The organism is Amycolatopsis sp. lyj-108 (assembly GCF_046549005.1).
In the GTDB taxonomy this organism is placed as follows: Bacteria; Actinomycetota; Actinomycetes; order Mycobacteriales; family Pseudonocardiaceae; genus Amycolatopsis.
This window is the reverse complement of the sequence record NZ_JAJPWQ010000002.1, coordinates 157800-175698: the sequence shown is the minus strand read 5'-3', so window position 1 is coordinate 175698 and position 17899 is coordinate 157800. Positions and strand designations below refer to the sequence as shown.

Here is a 17899-nt window from a genome sequence, read left to right as displayed (position 1 = left end):
AGGGATGCCGGCTCGGCGCGGCCGCCGATAGCCTGCTGAATGTCGGACCGCGCCTCGTCATGACCGGCCCGCTCTCAATCGAGACGGAAAGGGCCCACGAAGGCTCATGAGAATCCTGTTCGCCGCCGTTCCCGCGCCGGGCCACGTCCTGCCACTGCTGCCGCTCGCTGACGCGGCGATCGACGCCGGTCACGAAGCCGCCTTCCTGGCCGCCGACTCCGCGGCGCCGTTTCTCGACGGTCGGCGCCTGCTCCCGGCGGGCCCGTCCGTCAAGCAGTTGATCGTGGTGAACCTGGAGCGGGCCGGCCCCGCGCGCACCCTCGGTCCGGGTCTGGTCGAGCTCCTGGCAGGTACCAGAATCGACCTGACCTGGGACGACGCACTCCGTCAGGGGCAGCGATACGAACCCGACCTGATCGTGGGCGAGTCGCTCGATTTCGTCGCACCGCTGCTGGCGGCCCGGCTCGACGTGCCTTGGGCCTCTTACGCGATCTCCGGTCCGCTGCCCACCGAGTTCGCCGACGGGCTCCGGGCGCGGACCAGAGAGCAACACGCTTCTCGTCTCGTGACACCACGAGACCGGTTGGCGCTGCTCGATCCCTTCCCCGAATCCCTTCGCCTGCGGACCGACCCCGTCCCGGAGTCCGGCCGGATCACGATCCGTTTCAGCGGAGTGGCCGTCGAGGTCGCCGGGCAGCCGAGCCGTCCTGTCCCGCCGCGCCGACCGAACGTGCCAAGGGCGCTGGTCACCATGGGCACCAGCGTCGGCGAGGGCAATCCGGCTCTGGTCGCCGGCCTCGCCCAGTCCGTCGCCGAGGCGGGATTCGACGTCCTGGTCACCGCGAGCCCGGAGCATGCGCACCTTGGTCCGCGGGTGCACGCGGTCGGTTTCGCTCCGCTGCCCGAACTGCTGGCCGGCGTCGACGTGGTGATCGGCTCGGCCAGCATCGGAACCCTGCTGGCCACGCTCGCGGCCGGCGTACCCAGCGTGCTGTTGCCGGTGTTCGCCGATCAGCCGACGAACGCGGAGCGCGCGGCGCGCCGCGGTGCGGCCCGGATGATCGACGACCCGAACGATGTGGGCCTCGCCGCGGGCGAGGTACTCGACGATCCGAGTTTCCAGCAGGCGGCACGGGAGGTGGCGAAGGAGACCGCGGCGATGAACTCGCCACGGCAGGCACTGACCGAACTGCTGACGTTATACCCCTGAACGCACGACGGCGGCCGTAGCCGAGGGACCGCGTCAAAGGAACTCGGGAAACCGGGACACGATCTCAGCGGGACCCGGCATGGTGGCGATCTCCTCGGCGAGGGCCTTGGCCGCTTGCCCGGCTCCGGGATCGGTCAGCAGCTCACCGGCCGCCGCGGCGATCGCCGCGGCGGGGACGACGACGTTGTCCCCGCGACCGTCCTCCATCCGTTCGACCCCCTCGGGCAGCAACCGTCTCCCGGCCCCGACAGCGGACAGCGCGTCAGCGTTGCGGAACCCGTCGAATCCGGAAGGCATCACCAGTTGCGGCACGCCGGCGCCTGCCAGACCGAGCGTGGTTCCGGCGCCGCCGTGGTGCACGGCGAGATCGACAAGGTGCAGCAGCTCACCTTGCGGCACCCAGCCTTCGAAACAAACGTTCTCCGGCAACGGACCGAGATCGGCCACCGAGATCCCTGGCGCGGCCACCACCACGTCGACGTCCAAAGCCGAGAGCCCGTCGACGGCGGCGCGCAGCCTGCCAATGTCGCCGATCTTGGTGGTGCCCAGCGTCAGGTAAACCACTCTTCGTCCCCGCCCGGCAGAGATGATCTCCGGTAGCTTGCCGGGTTCGCAGAAGGGCACCGGGCGCAGCGGCACCCGTTCGGGGTTGTCCAGGAACGAGGGATCCTGCATCGACGGCGGATAGATGTCCAGATACGGGTCCCCCAGAAGGTACTTCCCGTGGGGCAGCTCCACTCCGATCTCGGCGGCGACCGCACGGAGAAGTCCCATGCCCTTCCGCCACTGGTCGTCCTGGTCGACCGACCCGACCCCGCCGCAGGAGTGGCATACCGCGGGAACACCCATGCGGCGCGCCGCCAGCCCGGCTCCGGGGTTGCCCGCCTCGTAGACCACCAAGTCGGCTTGCTCCGCCCGCAGCACGGACAGCAGATCAGTGGCCATCCGGCGGGGCAACACATCGTGGAACGCCCGGATCCCGCGCTGCAGCCATTCCTGAATGGGAAGTTCCCCGGTCTTCCCCGCGTTTCCCTCAGCCGCGGCTTCGAAGGCCTCCGGAATTGTCATTCCGGCCGGTGCGGGACGGAATCCAAGCCTTCGCAACAGCGGATGGAATCTCTCTCCGGTCGCATAGACGACGTCGTGGCCGACCGCACGTGCCGCAAGGGCCAACGGCAGCAACGGGAAAGTGTGACCGTGTCCGGAAAGGCTGGAAAAAACGATCTTCATGACAATGAACGATCTCGTGGACGAAGCGACGGCCAGGCGAACGTCGTGAACAGGAATCGCACGTGCGGGTCTCCCGTCATTCGGAGGGTGCGAGACATTCGATGAGATACCGGGTCAGCTCCGCCGGGGTCGGGTTGTTGAACACGGCGGCCGGGGTGAGCGCGACGCCGGCGTGGCTGCTCAGCCGCCGGGTCAGTTCGAGTGCCATCACGGAGTCCAGGCCGACCTCGAAGAAGCCACGATCCGGCTCGACCGGTTCGTCCGGGTTCAGCCCGAGGACGCGAATCAGCTGCGCCCGCACCAGGTCCAGCATGGTCTTCTCCCGGTCCGCACCGGTCCGCGCACTCAGGAGCTCCGTCCACCGGCCGGCCGTCTCCGCGGCGGCCGCCGCCCGGTAGGCGGATCGCCGCCGTGGCCGGACCAGCCCGCGCAGCAGGGGCGGGACCGGCTTGCCGGGCGCGGGCGCACCCCAAAGATCGGGCCTCCCGGGAACCGGGAACTGTTCGGCGGTGTCGATCGCCGCCGACAGCGCCGTCACCGCCTGGCCGTCCGCGGACGCCAGCATCGGGACGCGGGCGCCGCGGCGGATGGCGGCCGCCCGGGCGAGCCCGTCGGCGGCCCCCATGGCCGCCTGGTCGGCCGGACCGGTGAGCTCGGCCGTCGTGGTGACCACGGCGAACAGGGCGAGATGCTGATCCGCGACGAGTTCGGCCAACTGCCGCAATGACTCTTCCCTGGCTTCGAGCACGGCGCCGAGCCGTTCCGGGTCCAGCTCCGCGAGCGGGGTGCGGTCGGCCATCCCGGCGGCGTGCACCACCCCGGTCAGCGGGTGTTCCGCCGAAATCCCGGACAGCAGCCGTCGTATCGCATCCCGGTCGGTCACGTCGCAGGCCACGACGGTCGCGGACGCGCCGAGCTCGGCGAGCTCGGCGACCAGGTCCGCCGCCCCTGGGGCGTCCGGACCGCGACGGCCCGCGAGGACCAGGTGCCGGACGCCGTGGCCGTCGATCAGCTGCCGGGCCACCCGGGAGCCTGCCCGGCCCGTGCCGCCCACGATCAGGACCGTGCCCGCCGGGTCGAGCGGGCGGACAGCGGGCCCGGCTTCGGCGACGGGAACCAGCCGCGGGAGGTGGACGCGTCCGGCACGTACCGCCGCCTGCGCGACCCCGTCGGCCAGCACCGGGCCCAGACCGGCGTCCGGATCCTCGTCCGGATCGACGTCGACCAGTACGAACCGATCGGGGTACTCGGCCTGGACGGCGGCGATCATGCCCCGGACCGCCGCGGCGGCCGGATCGAGCATCGTGCCGGGCTCGATCGGGACCGCGTTCCTGGTCCGGACCACCAGCCGGAGACCTGCCAGCGCGGGCTCGTCCAGCCAGGCCTGTGCGACGGCGAGCGCTCGACGGCAAGCCACCACGGGCGGCTCACCGAGCGGCACGTCGAGGACCGCGACGGCGGCGGTCACGGCGGACGGATCGTCGCCGAGGTCGAGTACTGCCTCGTCGTTGTTCACCGGAACGGTTCGCGGTGGGGCGGCGGCGGTCTCCCGGTCGAGCTCGGTCCACTCGACCCGCAGCGCGCCGCCCGGCGTGGCGATCCGGGGCCGGGGCGCCGTCTGTGTGGCGATCCGGCCTGCGGTGAGCACCGGCCTGCCCGCCTCGTCGGCCGCGGTCAGCGCGGTGCCCTTCCCGGCCGGGCTCAGCCGCACGCGCAACGACGTGGCGCCGGTCGCGTGCAATTCGACGTCGCGCCACAGTGTCGCGCTCCCAGGCGCCCGGTCCCCGTCCACCGCGCGGCTCGCGGCGTCCAGAAGCAGCGGATGGATGCCGAAGGCCGCGGCGTCCTCGCGGAACTCGTCGGGCAGGACCAGCTCCAGGAAGGTTTCCTCCCCTCGCCGCCAGACGCCACGGACGTCGTCTCGCGGGTCGGCAGGGGTCACCGGTTCGGCATCGGCCGGAGGCCAGACCGTGAGACCGGACTCCGCCGCATCACCGCCGTCCGGGCTCGAGACGAGGAGACCGGTCGCGTTCAGGGTCCAGCCCGCCCGATCGCCACCGGCCGAGGCGGGCGCGGACCGTACGGTCACCGGCCGCCGGCCGGTGGGATCCGGCCCACCGACGCAGACCTGCACCGACAGGGACACACCCCGGTCCAGCCACGCGGGCTCGATCACGTCGAGCTCCGCCACCGTGCCGCAATCCAGCTCGTCACCGGCCCGGATGGCCAGCTCGACCCAGACCGAAGCGGGTACTTCGACCGGGCCCGCGGCGCGGGCGAGCCACGGCTGCCGGTGCGCGGACAACCGCCCGACGGCGAGCACGCCATCGGAATCCGGCAGGCCCGTCACCGTGGTCAGCAGCGGGTGCCCCGACTCCTCCGCCGACGGAACGGCGCCGGAGCCGCCACGCAGCCAATACCGCCGACGCTCGAACGGATGGGTCGGCAGCTCACCGCACAACTCACGCCAAGCCGTGCCGTCGACGGGGACGGCCGCCGACCAGTCGACCGGCAACCCGAGCACGAACGCCTCGGCCATCGCGGTCAGCATCTGGCGTGGGCCACCCTGGTCACGGCGCAGCGTGCCGATCACCCCGGCCGGCCGTCCGGCGTCGGCGACGATATCGAGGATCGACGACACCAGCCCCGGATGCGGGGACACCTCGACGACGGCCCGCATGTCGGTGGTCACCGCACGGACGGCCGCTTCCAGCTCGACCGGCCGGCGCAGGTTCCGGAACCAGTAGCCCGCGTCGAGAACCTCGTCCGGGCCGATCCATCGGCTCTCGACCGTGGAGTAGAACCGGCACGAGCCGGCGAGCCCGCGTGCCGGGCGCTCGCCGACCCCGTCGAGCTGGGCCAGCATCGGGCGCTCCACCTCGTCCACGAGGAAGGAGTGGGACGCGTAGTCCGCCCTCAGTCTGCGGCACCAGAGCCCCTGCTCGGCGGCGAAGGCCTCGAGCCGTTCGATGGCACCGACTTCACCGGAGACGCCGACCATCGCCGGTCCGTTGACCGCGGCCAGCTCGAGCCTGCCCTCGTAGGCGGGCAGCAACTCCTCCGCCCGCGCGCGGCTCACGCCCAGCACGAGCATTCCGCCGGTGGGCGGCAGCGCCGCGGCCAGCCGGGAGCGCACCACGCAGATCCTCAGCGCGTCGTCCACCGAGAGCAGCCCGGCCACGCACGCCGCGGCGAGCTCGCCCTGTGACGACCCGATCACCACCTCTGGCGTGACACCGGCACTGGCCCAGAGCCGCGCCAGCCCGGTCATCAGCACGAACGCGGCAGGCTGGACCACATCGGTCCGGGAAAGGTCGTTGTCACCGCCGAGCGCTTCTTCCAGCGTCCAGTCACAGTCGTACTCGTCGAGCAGCTCCTGGCACCGGCGCACCCACTCCCGGAATTCCGCCGATCCGGCCAGCAGTTCACGACCCATACCGGCCCAGCCGCCGCCCTGGCCTGGGAAGACGAACACCGCGCCGGTGCCCGGCCCGGAACGCCCGGTGACCACGCCCGGCCCGGTCTCGCCGTCGGCGAGAGCGCGCAGCTTCGCCACCAGTTCGACGTGGCCGTCCGCGAGCACGGTCGCCCGCTGCCGGTGCTTCGTCCGGCCGAACGCGAGCGCGGCGGCCAGCTCGGGCAGCGGCGGCCGCTTGTCCTCGACGGCGTCCGCCAGCCGGGTCGCGACCGCGGCGAGACGTCCGGGATCGCCGGCCGACAGGACGAACGGCAGGAGTCCTCCCGTGTCGTGCGGTGCCGGTTCGGTCGCGGGGATCGGCGCCCGCCGGGGCGGCTCCTCGAGAATGAAGTGCGCGTTGGTGCCGCTGGCCCCGAAAGCGGACACCGCGGCGCGGCGTGGCCGGTCCTGGCGCGACGGCCACGGCCGGGCCTCGGTCAGCAGCCGGATGGTGTCACCGGACCAGTCGACCTCGGGGGTCGGCGTGTCCGCGTGCAAGGTCGCGGGCAACATCTGGTGCCGGAACGCCAGCACCATCTTGATCACGCCGGCCACCCCGGCCGCCGCCTGGGTGTGGCCGACGTTGCTCTTCACCGATCCCAGCCACAGCGGCTCCGCCGTCTCGCGCTTCCCGTAGGTCGCTTGCAGGGCCTGTGCCTCGATCGGGTCGCCCAGCCGGGTGCCGGTGCCGTGCGCCTCGACGACGTCCACATCGGAGGGCGCGAGCCCGGCGGTCGCGAGGGCCCGCTGGATGACCCGTTGCTGCGCGAGCCCGCTCGGGGCGGTCAGACCGTTCGAGGCGCCGTCCTGGTTGACCGCCGAGCCCCGGATCAAGGCGCCCACCGTGCTGCCCTGTGCCTCGGCGTCCGCCAGTCGCTGCAACAGCACCACGCCGGCACCCTCCGACCAGCTGGTCCCGTCCGCCGACGCGGCGAAGGGCTTGCATCGCCCGTCGACCGCCAGCCCGCCGGCCTTGGCGAACTCGACGAACGCGTTGGGCGTGGCCATGACCGTCACGCCGCCGACCACGGCGAGCGAGCATTCGCCGTCGCGCAGGGCCTGCATGGCCAGATGCATCGCGACCAAGGACGAGGAGCACGCGGTGTCGACGGAGATCGCCGGCCCGGTGAAGCCGTAGGCATAGGACACGCGGCCGGACGCCACCGAGAGCGCACCGCCGGTGACACGGAGGCCGTCGGTCTGCGGGTCACCGCCGTCCATCCCGTAACCCTCGCCCATCACACCGACGAAGACACCGACCTCGGAACCCCGATACGCGGCGGGGTCGAGCCCCGCGTCCTCGAAGGCCTCCCAAACGACCTCGAGCAGCAGCCGCTGCTGGGGGTCCATCGCCGTCGCCTCGCGCGGGGAGATGCCGAAGAATCCGGCGTCGAACTCGGCCGCGTCGGTCAAGAAGCCGCCCGCCTCCACCGGGATGGTGGACAGGTCCCAGCCGCGGTCGGCAGGCACCGCGGAGAGTCCTTCCCCGCCCGCGGCCAGCAGGTCCCAGAACCCGCCAGGGCCACGGACACCGCCCGGCAGCCGGCAGCCGAGCCCGACCACGGCGATCGGATCGGTCCGGCTCGCCGCGACCCCGGCCTCGGCCGCCACCGGCGCGTCCCGGCCGGTGAGCCGCTCCCGGAGGAACCGGGCCAGCTCCACCGGCGTCGGGTAGTCGAAGACCAGCGTCGCGGGCATGGCGAAGCCGGCCGCCGTGCTGAGCCGGTTACGCAGTTCGACCGCGCCGAGCGAGTCCATCCCGGCGGACTGGAACGGCGCGTCCGGCGCGATCTCGTCGGCCGAGGCGTACCCCAGTATCAGCGCGACCCTGGCCCGGACCAGGGACAGCAGAGTGCGCTCCTGCTCCGCGACCGGCCGGCCTGCCAGCGAGCCCGCGAGATCACCGCCGGTCGACGGCCTGCCGGCCTGGCGGCGGACGCGCACCAGGTCACGCAGCAACGGCTGGACCGGTCCGCCGGTGGCGGCGTCGGCCCGCGCGGCGGCGAGGTCGAGCTTGATCGGCACGAGATGGGCCTCACCGCTGTCCACGGCCGCGTCGAAGAGCGCGAGTCCCTCGTCGTGGCGCAGCGGCGACACACCGCCGCGGCGCATCCGGGCCCGGTCCGCGTCACCCAGGTCGCCGGTGATGCCGCCGTCCTGAGCCCACAGGCCCCAGGACAGTGACACGCCGTTCCGGCCGCTCGCGCGCCGGATCGCCATCAGGCCGTCCAGGTAGGCGTTGGCGGCGGCGTAGTTGGCCTGCCCGGCCGAGCCGAGCAGCCCGGCGGCGGAAGAAAACGTCACGAACGCGGCGAGGTCGTGGTCGCGGGTCAGCTCCTCCAGATGGCGGGCGGCGTCCGCCTTCGGTCGCAGCACGGCGCCGAGCCGATCCGGCGTCATCGCGTCGACCAGCCCGTCGTCCAGCACGCCGGCGGTGTGCACGACCGCGGTCAGCGGATGCTCCGGCGGGATCGCGGCGAGCAACGCCGCCACCGCGCCCCGGTCCGCGACGTCACAGCTGACCACGGAGGTCTCGGCACCGAGTTCGGACAGCTCGGCCACCAGCGCCTCGGCGCCGTCGGCCGCCATTCCGCGCCTGCTGACCAGCAGCAGCCGCCGGACCCCGCGGGTCCGCACCAGGTGGAGCGCGACGAGAGCGCCGAGGGACCCGGTGCCACCGGTGATCAGCACCGTCCCGTCCGGGTTCCACGAGGCGGGCTCCGCGGCCAGTGCCCCGGCCGCCGCGAGGCGGGGCGCCCGGAAACCGCCGTCCCGGGCCGCGAGCTGTGGTTCACCGACGGCCAGCGCCGTACCGAGGACCGGTCCGGCGTCGAGGCCCGGCTCCACGTCGAGCAGCAGCACACCGGGCATCTCGGCCTGTGCCGCCCGGACAAGGCCCCATACGGCGGCACCGGTCGCGTCGGTGACGCCGCCGGATCCGCCGTCGACGGCACCCTCGGTCCGCACCACGAGCCGGAGCTCCTCGGGGGCATGGCGTTGCCAGGCCTGGAGCACGGCGAGAACGTCGGCGAGGACGGCCGCTGGATCCGACGTGCCCGCCGGCACGTCGTACACGGCGGCCGTCAGCCGAGCGGGCTCGGCCACGACCGCGGCCAAACCGTCAGCGCCGGTGATCTCGGCGGTCGCGGGAAGATCGGAAGGGACCTCGGGGGTGGCGACGGGCTGCCAGCCCACCCGGTACATGGCGTCCGTCGCGGACCGGGCGCCCACGTCGTCCTGGCTGACCGGCGTCGAGCCGACCGACCGAGCGGACACGACCTGCCCACCGGTCTCGTCGGTCGCCTCGAGACTCCAGTGATGGTGGTCCAGCCGGGCGAGACGCGCCCGTAGCCTGCGTGTCCCGGTGGCGTGCAGCACCACCGACTCCCATCGCGTCGCCAGCGAACCGGGGTCGAGCACCGCACCGGTCACCGCGTCGAGCAGGGCCGGGTCGAGGCCGAACGGGGCGGGCTCCTCCTCGTCGGCGAGTGCGACCTCCACGAAGGTGTCCTCGCCGCGACGCCACAGCCCGAGCAGCTCCGAGCGTCCGACGGTCTCCTGGCCGGTCGCGACCTGCTCGGCGCCGGACGGCGGCCATTGCCGCACCGGCTCGATTTCGATGGCGGCGCCGGATTCCAGCGTGCCGACGGCGTACCGGACCCAAGTCCCCTCGGCGTCCCGCGCGCCGAAGACGCTGAACGGGCGGCTGCCGCCGTCCTCGGCTCCGACCACGATCTCCAGCCGGACGGTCGTCTCCGGCTGGATCGCGAGCGGTGCCTCCAGCACCAGGTTTCCCAGTACGCCGCAGCCGAGTTCGTCACCCACCCGCACGGCGAGATCGACGAACGCGGCGGCGGGCAGGATCGCCACCTCGTGCAGCCGGTGCCCGGCGAGCCAGGGATGGGTCGTGAGCGACAGCATGGCCGTGCCGATCAGGCCACCGGTGTCCGGAACGGGCACGATCGCCGACAACAGCGGGTGCTCGACCTCGACCTGCCCCAGATCGGCCGCGTTCACCGCGCCGGGCGCCGAGATCAGCCAGTAGTGCCGCCGGTCGAACGCGTACGTCGGCAAAGGCACGCTGGGAGTGCCTGGGACGTCTTCGGGGACGAGCGGCTGCCAGTCCATCGGCACCCCCCGCACGAACAGCGCGGCCAGCGAACCGATCACGGTGTCCGGCTCGGCCTGTCCGTCCCGGAGCGCGGGCACGCACAGCGGTTCGTACCCGGACCGCGCCGCCGTCTCCAGGATCGGCGAGGACAGGGCGGCCCCCGGCCCGAGTTCGACGAACAGCCGTCCACCTCGGTCCAGCGCGGCGCGGACGCCGTCGGCGAAGCGCACGGTGCGCCGGACGTGGTCGACCCAGTGGCCGGGGTCCGTCAGGTCGGCTCCGTCGTGGGCGACCACCGGGATCCGGGCAGGCCGCCAGACCACGTCCGCGATCGCGGACCGGAACTCGTCGAGCATCGGGTCCATCCGCGCCGAGTGGAACGCGTGGGAGACCGAGAGCCGGTGCACCTTGCGGCCCTGTTCCCGCAGCTCCCGCACGGCGGCGTCCACCGCGTCCTCGTCACCGGACAGCACGGCCGACGCGGGATCGTTCACCGCGGCGAGGGAAACCCTCCCGTTGAGGAACGGCCGGAGCTCCTCCTCCGTCGCGGCCACCGCGGCCATCGCACCACCGGCGGGAAGCGCCTGCATGAGACGGCCACGGGCGGCCACCACGGTCGCCGCGTCGTCGAGCGACAGCATGCCGGCGGCGTGCGCCGCGGTGATCTCGCCGATCGAGTGCCCGAGCAGCAGAGCGGGCCGTACGCCCCAGGACTCGGCGAGCCGGAACAGCGCGGTCTCGACCGCGAACAGCGCCGCCTGCGTGTAGACGGTCTGGTTCAACGCGGCCGCCTCGGTACTGCCGGTCCGCGCGAAGACGACGTCCCGGACGGGCCGGTCCACGACGCCGGCCAGCCGTTCGTCCAGCTTCGCGCACGCGTCGTCGAAGGCGGTGGCGTAGACCGGGAACCTCTCGTAGAGGGCACGGCCCATCTCCGCCCGTTGCGCCCCCTGTCCAGGGAACACGAACACCACCGACGCCCCGGCACCGGCGGAGACGGCACCCAGTGCGGTGCCCGGACCGGTCTCGCCGACGGCGACCGTGTCCAGACCGGCGAGCAGCGTGTCGCGGTCGGCCGCGGCGACGACCGCCCGATGCGGGAGCAGCGCGCGGCCGGCGATGAGCGTCCTGGCCGCACCCGGAAGCGGCACTCCCCGCTCCACGGCGGCCCGCAGGCGTCCCACCTGGCCTTCGAGGGCCGCCGCACTCTGCGCGGACAGGACGAACGGCAGCACGACCGGCTCGGCGTCCCCGTCCTCTTCCGGCGCCGCCGGTTCGGGGACCTGTTCCAGGATCAGGTGGGCGTTGGTACCGCTGATCCCGAACGACGAGATCCCGGCGCGCCGCGGCCGGTCGACGTCGGGCCAGTCCCGGCCCTCGGTCAGCAGGGTCACGGCGCCTTCGGACCAGTCGACGTGGGGGGTGGGTTCGTCGACGAAGAGCGTGGGCGGCAACTGCCCGTGCCGGATCGCCTCCACCATCTTGATCACCGCCGCGACACCGGCCGCCGCCTGGGTGTGACCGAGGTTGGACTTCACCGAGCCGAGCCACAGCGGTCGCTCGGCCGGACGGCCGTGACCGTAGGTCGCGATGATGGCCTGCGCCTCGCTCGGATCACCGAGCGTGGTTCCGGTGCCGTGTGCCTCCACGGCGTCGACCTCGTCCGGGCCGATACCGGACGCGGCGAGAGCGGCCCGGATGACCCGTTGCTGGGCCAGGCTGTTGGGGGCGGTGAGGCCGTTCGACGCGCCGTCCTGGTTGATCGCGGAACCGCGGACGACGGCGAGCGGCCGATGTCCCTTGCGTCGCGCGGTGGACAGGCGTTCCAGCACGACCACGCCGACCCCTTCGGACAACACGGTGCCGTCGGCCGCCGCCGCGAACGCCTTGAGGCGGCCGTCGGCGGCCAGTCCCCGTGCCCGCGAGAACCCGGTCAGGCCGACCGGGGAACCCATGACGGCGACCCCGCCGGCGAGCGCGGTCTCGCATTCGTCCTGGCGTAGTGCCTGTGCCGCCAGGTGGATCGCCACCAAAGAGGACGAGCACGCGGTGTCGACCGTCATGGCCGGACCCTCGAGACCGAACACGTATGACACCCGGCCGGAGGCGACGCTGCCTGCCGTCGCCGTGGTGGTGAAACCCTCGAACTCGGCCGGTACGCGCGCCAGGTCGCCGAGGTAGTCGTGGATGGACATGCCGGTGTAGACACCGACGGACTCGCCGCGCAGCGACGACGGATCGACACCGGCGGCCTCGAGCGCCTCCCACGTGGTTTCGAGCAGCAGCCGTTGCTGAGGGTCCATCGCGGTCGCCTCGCGCGGCGAGATGCCGAAGAGCGCCGCGTCGAAGTAGCCGGCGTCGTGCAGGAAACCGCCCTGCCGGGCGTAGGTGGTACCGGCCTGATCGGGGTCGGTACCGAGGAGGCGGTCCACCTCCCAGCCGCGGTCGGACGGCAGCGGGGACATCCCGTCCCTGCCTTCGGCAACGAGGTCCCAGAACTCGGCGGGCGTGGTGATCCCGCCCGGCAGACGGCACGCCATACCGACGATCACCACGGGATCGTCGGCGGCCGGGAGCGGACGTTCCGCGGCCCGTGGCGCGGGCACCGCGTCGTCGTCGACCGGCCCCCGCACCTTCTCGATCAGGTGGGCGGCCAGCTGGCGAGGGGTCGGGTAGTCGAAGATCAGCGTGGCCGGGAGCTTGACCGCGGCCGACGCGGTCAGCCGGTTGCGCAGCTCGACCGCGGTCAGCGAGTCGAAGCCGATCTCGCCGAAGCGGCTGTCGTCGGAGGAATCGTCGAGGTCGGCGATGCCGAGCACAGTCGCGACCTCGGTGCGTACGAGCGCGAGAACCAGTTCTTCCCGCTCCTCGGCGGTGAGCCCGGTGAGCCGCCTGCCCAGCGCGCCCCCTTGCTCGCCGTCAGCCGCCCGCGCGGTCCGCCGTGGCGGCCGGACCAGCGACCGGAACAGTGCCGGAACGGTGCCGTCGGCACCCGCCTCGGCCCGGACCGCGCCGAGGTCGAGACCGATCGGCACCAGCAGCGGGGCGCCGGCGCGGATACCGGCGTCGAAACTGGCGAGTGCCTCGGCGGCGGGCATCGGCCGGACGCCGCCCCGGCTCATCCGGGTCCGGTCGACGTCGGCCAGCCTGCCGGTCATCCCGGTCGCCGGGCTCCACAGTCCCCATGCCAGCGCCACCGCGGGGAGGCCACCGGCAGCGCGCGCGGACACGACCGCTTCGGCGTACGCGTTCGCGGCCGCGTAGTTGCCCTGGCCCGCGGAGCCGAAGACGCTCGCGGCCGAGGAGAACACGGTGAAGACCTCGGGCGGGTCGTCACGGGTCAGTTCGTCCAGCAGCCGCAGTGCCGTCGCCTTCGGTGCGAACACCCGCGCCAGGCGGTGCGGGTCGAGGCCGGTGATGACGGCGTCGTCCAGCACCCCTGCCGCGTGGATGACGCCGGTCAACCGGTGCTCGGCCGGGATCGCGGCGAGCAGCGCGGCGAGCGCGTCCCGGTCGGTCACGTCGCACGCGGCCACCTCGGCCGACGCGCCGAGGCCGCCCAGTTCGGCCACCAGTTCGGCCATCCCGTCGGCGGCCATGCCGCGCCGGCCCGCCAGAACCAGCCGTCGCACGCCGTGCTCGCTCACCAGATGCCGGGCAAGCAGCGCGCCGAGCACGCCGGTCCCGCCGGTGATCAGCACGGTGCCGCCGTCGGTGAATCCGCTCCCGAGCTCGCCGGTGAGGACGGCGCGACCCAGCCGCGGGGCCAGTACGACGTCTCCGCGCACCGCGACCTGGGCCTCGCCGGCGGCGAGACCCGCGGCGATCGACCCGTCGCGGTCCCCGCCCGGCTCCACGTCGACCAGGAGGAGGCGGCCGGGGTGCTCGGCCTGCGCCGAGCGCACCAGTCCCCAGACCGCCGCACCCGCCGGATCCACGACCGGAACCGACGCCGGAACCGCGCCGTGGGTCACCACCACCAGCGGCACCGAGGCGAGCACCGCCTCCTCCAGCCAAGCCTGCACCACTTCGAGCACCCGGCCCAGCGCCGGCAGCGGCTCGGCCCCGGGTACGACGTCCAGGACGGCGACGTCCGGGAAGGGATCACCGAGCTCCTCGGCCATCGCCAGCCGCACCACATCGCCGGAGTCGTCGACGACGACCCGGTGCCCCGGCGCCGTGGCGGGCCGCGTCAAGGGCAGCGGCGTCCAGTCGACCTGCCAGAGCGAATCCGGCGTCCGGCCGCCCTGCCGCCCGTTCAGGTCCGTGATCGGGAGCGAGACCAGTGATTCCATGGAGAGCACCGGCGCGCCGGTCCCGTCCGCGGCGTCGAACGACAACGCGTCCGGCCCACACGGCGCGACCCGCACGCGCAGCGCGACGGCACCACCGGCGTGCAACCGGACACCGTTCCAGGCGAACGGCAGGACGTTGCGGTCGTCCGCCCGCCGGTGGAAGGCGTTCGCGTGCAAGGCGGCGTCGAAGAGCGCCGGGTGGATGCCGAACCGGTCCACGTCGTCCCGATGGTCGGCGGGCAGCGCCGCCTCGGCGAAGATCTCCTCACCACGCCGCCACACGGCGGTCAGCCCGGCGAAAGCCGACCCGTACTGGTACCCGCGGTCGGCGAGACGCTCGTAGAAGTCGTCGACCGGCTCGGGAACGGCACCCGCGGGCGGCCACTGAGCGAAGTCGAAGCCGCCGCCCGGCGTCTGGTCATCCGCGTCGGACAGCAGACCGGCGGCGTGCCGGGTCCACTCACCGTCGGCGTGGGAGCTGTGCACCTCCACCCGCCGTCGACCGGAGGCGTCCGGCGCCCCGACGGCGACCTGCAGGCTGACGGCCGCGTCCGCCGCGAGCACCAGCGGCGCCTCGATCACCAGCTCGTCGAGCACGCCGTAGCCGAGCTCGTCACCGACCTGGATCGCCAGGTCGACATAGGCGGTGCCGGGTACCAGCACGTTGTCCTGGATACGGTGCCCGGCCAGCCACGGATGGGTCGCCAGTGACAACCGGGAGGTGCAGACCACGCCGTTGGTCTGCGGAAGTTCCACCACCGCACCCAGCAGCGGGTGGCCGCTGGTCACCTGACCGAGCGATTCGGCGCCCGCCGCGGTGGTCGGCATGGTGATCCAGTACCGCTGGTGGTCGAAGGGGTAGGTGGGTAGTCCGACCCGTGCCGCTCCGGCGTTCTCGGGCAGCAGGGCCTGCCAGTTCACCGGCACGCCACGGACGAAGACCTCGGCCGCCGAGGTGGCCAGCCGGGCGGGCCCGTCCTCGTCCCGCCGGAGCGACCCGACCGCGAGCACGTCCGCGTCCAGCTCCGCCGCGGTCCCGGTGATCGACGGCAGCAGTACCGGATGGGCGCCGAGCTCGATGAAGACCCGGTGGTCCTCGGCGATCAGCTCGCGGACGGCCGGTTCGAACAGCACCGGTTGACGCAGGTTGCGATACCAGTAGCCGGCGTCGAACGGGCCGTCGTCCCGGCGGCCGGGCTCGACCGTCGAATAGAACGGGACGCGCGTCGTCGTGGAGGTGACCGCGGCGAGATCGGCCAGCAGGGCGGATCGCACACTTTCCACATAGTGGCTGTGCGAGGCGTAGTCGACCGGCACCCGGCGGAACCGGACGTCGCTGTCCGCCAACCGCGCGGCGAGCTCGTCCAGCGCGGCGCCCTCGCCGGCGATCACCACGGACGACGGCCCGTTGAGCGCCGCCACCTGCAGGCGTTCCCCCCACGGCTCGATCAGGGCGCGGACCGCGTCCTCGGCCAGTCCGATCGATGCCATCCCGCCCCCGGCGGGCAGCAGCTCGGCGATCAGCTGGCTGCGCAACGCCACCACCCTGGCGGCGTCGGCCAGCGAGAGCGCGCCCGAGACGCACGCCGCCGCGATCTCACCCTGCGAGTGTCCGACGACCGCGTCCGGGACCACGCCGAGCGATTCCCAGACCGCCGCCATGCCGAGCATCATCGCGAAGCACACCGGCTGCACGACGTCAACGCGTTCGAGGTCCTCGGGGGCCTCTCCGCGCAGGACGTCGGCCACGGACCAGTCGACCCAGGGTTCGAGCGCCTTCTGGCACTCGGCGATCCGGGCGGCGAAGACCGGCGAGGTGTCCAGAAGCCGGCGACCCATGCCGAGCCACTGGGTGCCCTGGCCGGGGAAGACGAAGACGACCTTGCCCGGCCCACTCGTCCCTGCCGATCCGGTGATCACTCTGTGCCCGGTCCGGCCATCGGCCAGCGAAGTGAGCCCCGCGCGCAGCTCCTCCCTGGTCTGGGCGACCACCACCGACCGGTGGCTTTGGACCGCGCGTCCGGTCGCCAGCGCATGGGCGAGGTCGCCGAGCGCGGTGCTCCCCTCGCTCTCGCCGCTCTGGTCCAAGGTGTCCGTGAGCCGACGGCCGAGGTTAGCCAGCGCGGTCGGGGTCTTGGCCGTGACGACGAACGGAAGCGCCGTCTCCGGCGCGACGCCGCCGGCCTGCTCGCCCGGCTCGAGCTCGGGCGGAACCTCCTCCAGGATCATGTGGACGTTGGTCCCGCTGGCACCGAACGAGGAGATGCCGGAGCGGGCGGGCCGTCCGGTGTCGGGCCACTCGCGACCCTCGGTCAGCAGCTCGACCGTGCCGGGCGACCAGTCGACCTGCGGGGTCGGCGCGTCGACGTGCAGCGTGGCGGGCAGATACCGGTTACGCAGCGCCAGCACGGTCTTGATCACCGCCGCGACGCCGGAAGCACCCTGAGTGTGGCCGAGGACCGACTTGACCGAGCCGAGCAGCAAGGGCTGCTCCGGACTACGTCCCCGGCCGTAGGTCGACAGCAGCGCCTGCGCCTCGATCGGGTCGCCGAGCGTGGTCCCCGTTCCGTGCGCCTCGACGGCGTCGACCTCGTCCGCGGACAGCCCGGCGGCGTCCAGCGCGGCGCGGATGACCCGCTGCTGCGCGGGCCCGTTCGGGGCCGTGAGGCCGTTGGAGGCGCCGTCCTGGTTGACCGCGGAGCCTCGGATCACGGCGAGTACCTGATGTCCGTTCCGCCTGGCGTCGGAGAGGCGTTCGAGCAGCACCACGCCGACCCCCTCGGCCCAGCTGCTGCCGTCCGCCGCGGCGGCGAAGGACTTGCACCGGCCGTCGCGCGCGAGACCCCGCTGCCTGGCGAACCCGACGAAACCGCCCGGCGTCGCCATCACGGTCGAACCCCCGGCGAGCGCCATCGTGCACTCGCCCCGGCGCAGCGCCTGGCTCGCCAGATGGATCGCGACCAGGGACGACGAGCACATCGTGTCGACCGTGACCGCGGCCCCCTCGAGCCCGAGGCAGTACGCGACCCGGCCGGACGCGATGCCGCCGGCACTACCCAGCGCGCGCTCGAGGCTGAGGAAACCCTCCGCACCCGCGACGTCGGGCGCGTAGTCCTGATGCACGATCCCCGCGTAGACGCCGGTGGGGGTGCCGCGAAGGCTGTCCGGATCGATCCCCGCCCGCTCGATCGTCTCCCAGCAGACCTCGAGCAGCTGCCGCTGCTGCGGGTCCATCGCGGTCGCCTCTTGCGGTGAGATCCCGAAGAAGCGGGCGTCGAACTCGGCGGCGTCGTGCAGGAACGCGCCCTGGTCGACGTAGGTCGTACCCGGGGTGTCCGGGTCCGGGTCGTACAGGTTGGCCAGGTCCCAGCCCCGGTCGCCGGGGAACGGCGTGTAGACGTCGACGCCTTCGGACACCACCCGCCAGAAATCCTCCGGCCCGGCGATGCCCCCGGCGAAGCGGCATCCCATCGAGACCACCGCGATCGGCTCGGAGGCCGCGGCGAGCAGCTGGCTGTTCCGCTGCTTCAGCCGGGCCGTTTCCTTGACCGACTCGCGCAGCGCCCGGATGAGATCTTGCTCGGAGGTACTCACAT

The 17899-nt window shown here is 73.1% G+C and carries 2 protein-coding genes and 1 pseudogene; 1 reads left to right on the top strand and 2 read right to left on the bottom strand.

Features of this window, described 5'->3' with window-relative positions; translation table 11 throughout:
• Positions 1-106 precede the first annotated feature (106 nt).
• A complete protein-coding gene (locus ACLJO0_RS07135) occupies positions 107-1210 on the top strand; it encodes a glycosyltransferase (protein WP_410577106.1) in 1104 nt (367 codons plus the stop codon).
• 33 nt (positions 1211-1243) lie between these two features.
• On the opposite strand, the gene ACLJO0_RS07130 is transcribed toward ACLJO0_RS07135, so the two are convergent.
• Positions 1244-2278: a glycosyltransferase gene (locus ACLJO0_RS07130; RefSeq protein ID WP_410577105.1), complete on the bottom strand. Its 1035-nt coding sequence runs from the start codon at positions 2276-2278 to the stop codon at positions 1244-1246.
• Positions 2279-2516: 238 nt separating this feature from the next.
• Positions 2517-17897 (bottom strand): annotated as a pseudogene (locus tag ACLJO0_RS07125) (SDR family NAD(P)-dependent oxidoreductase); the annotation flags it as partial.
• Positions 17898-17899: the final 2 nt, after the last annotated feature.

What these genes read in the sequence shown, in the direction of transcription:
- ACLJO0_RS07135 (WP_410577106.1), top strand. Translation starts at nt 107, where the DNA reads ATGAGAATCCTGTTCGCCGCCGTTCCCGCGCCGGGCCACGTCCTGCCA.
- ACLJO0_RS07130 (WP_410577105.1), bottom strand. Translation starts at nt 2,278, where the DNA reads ATGACAATTCCGGAGGCCTTCGAAGCCGCGGCTGAGGGAAACGCGGGG.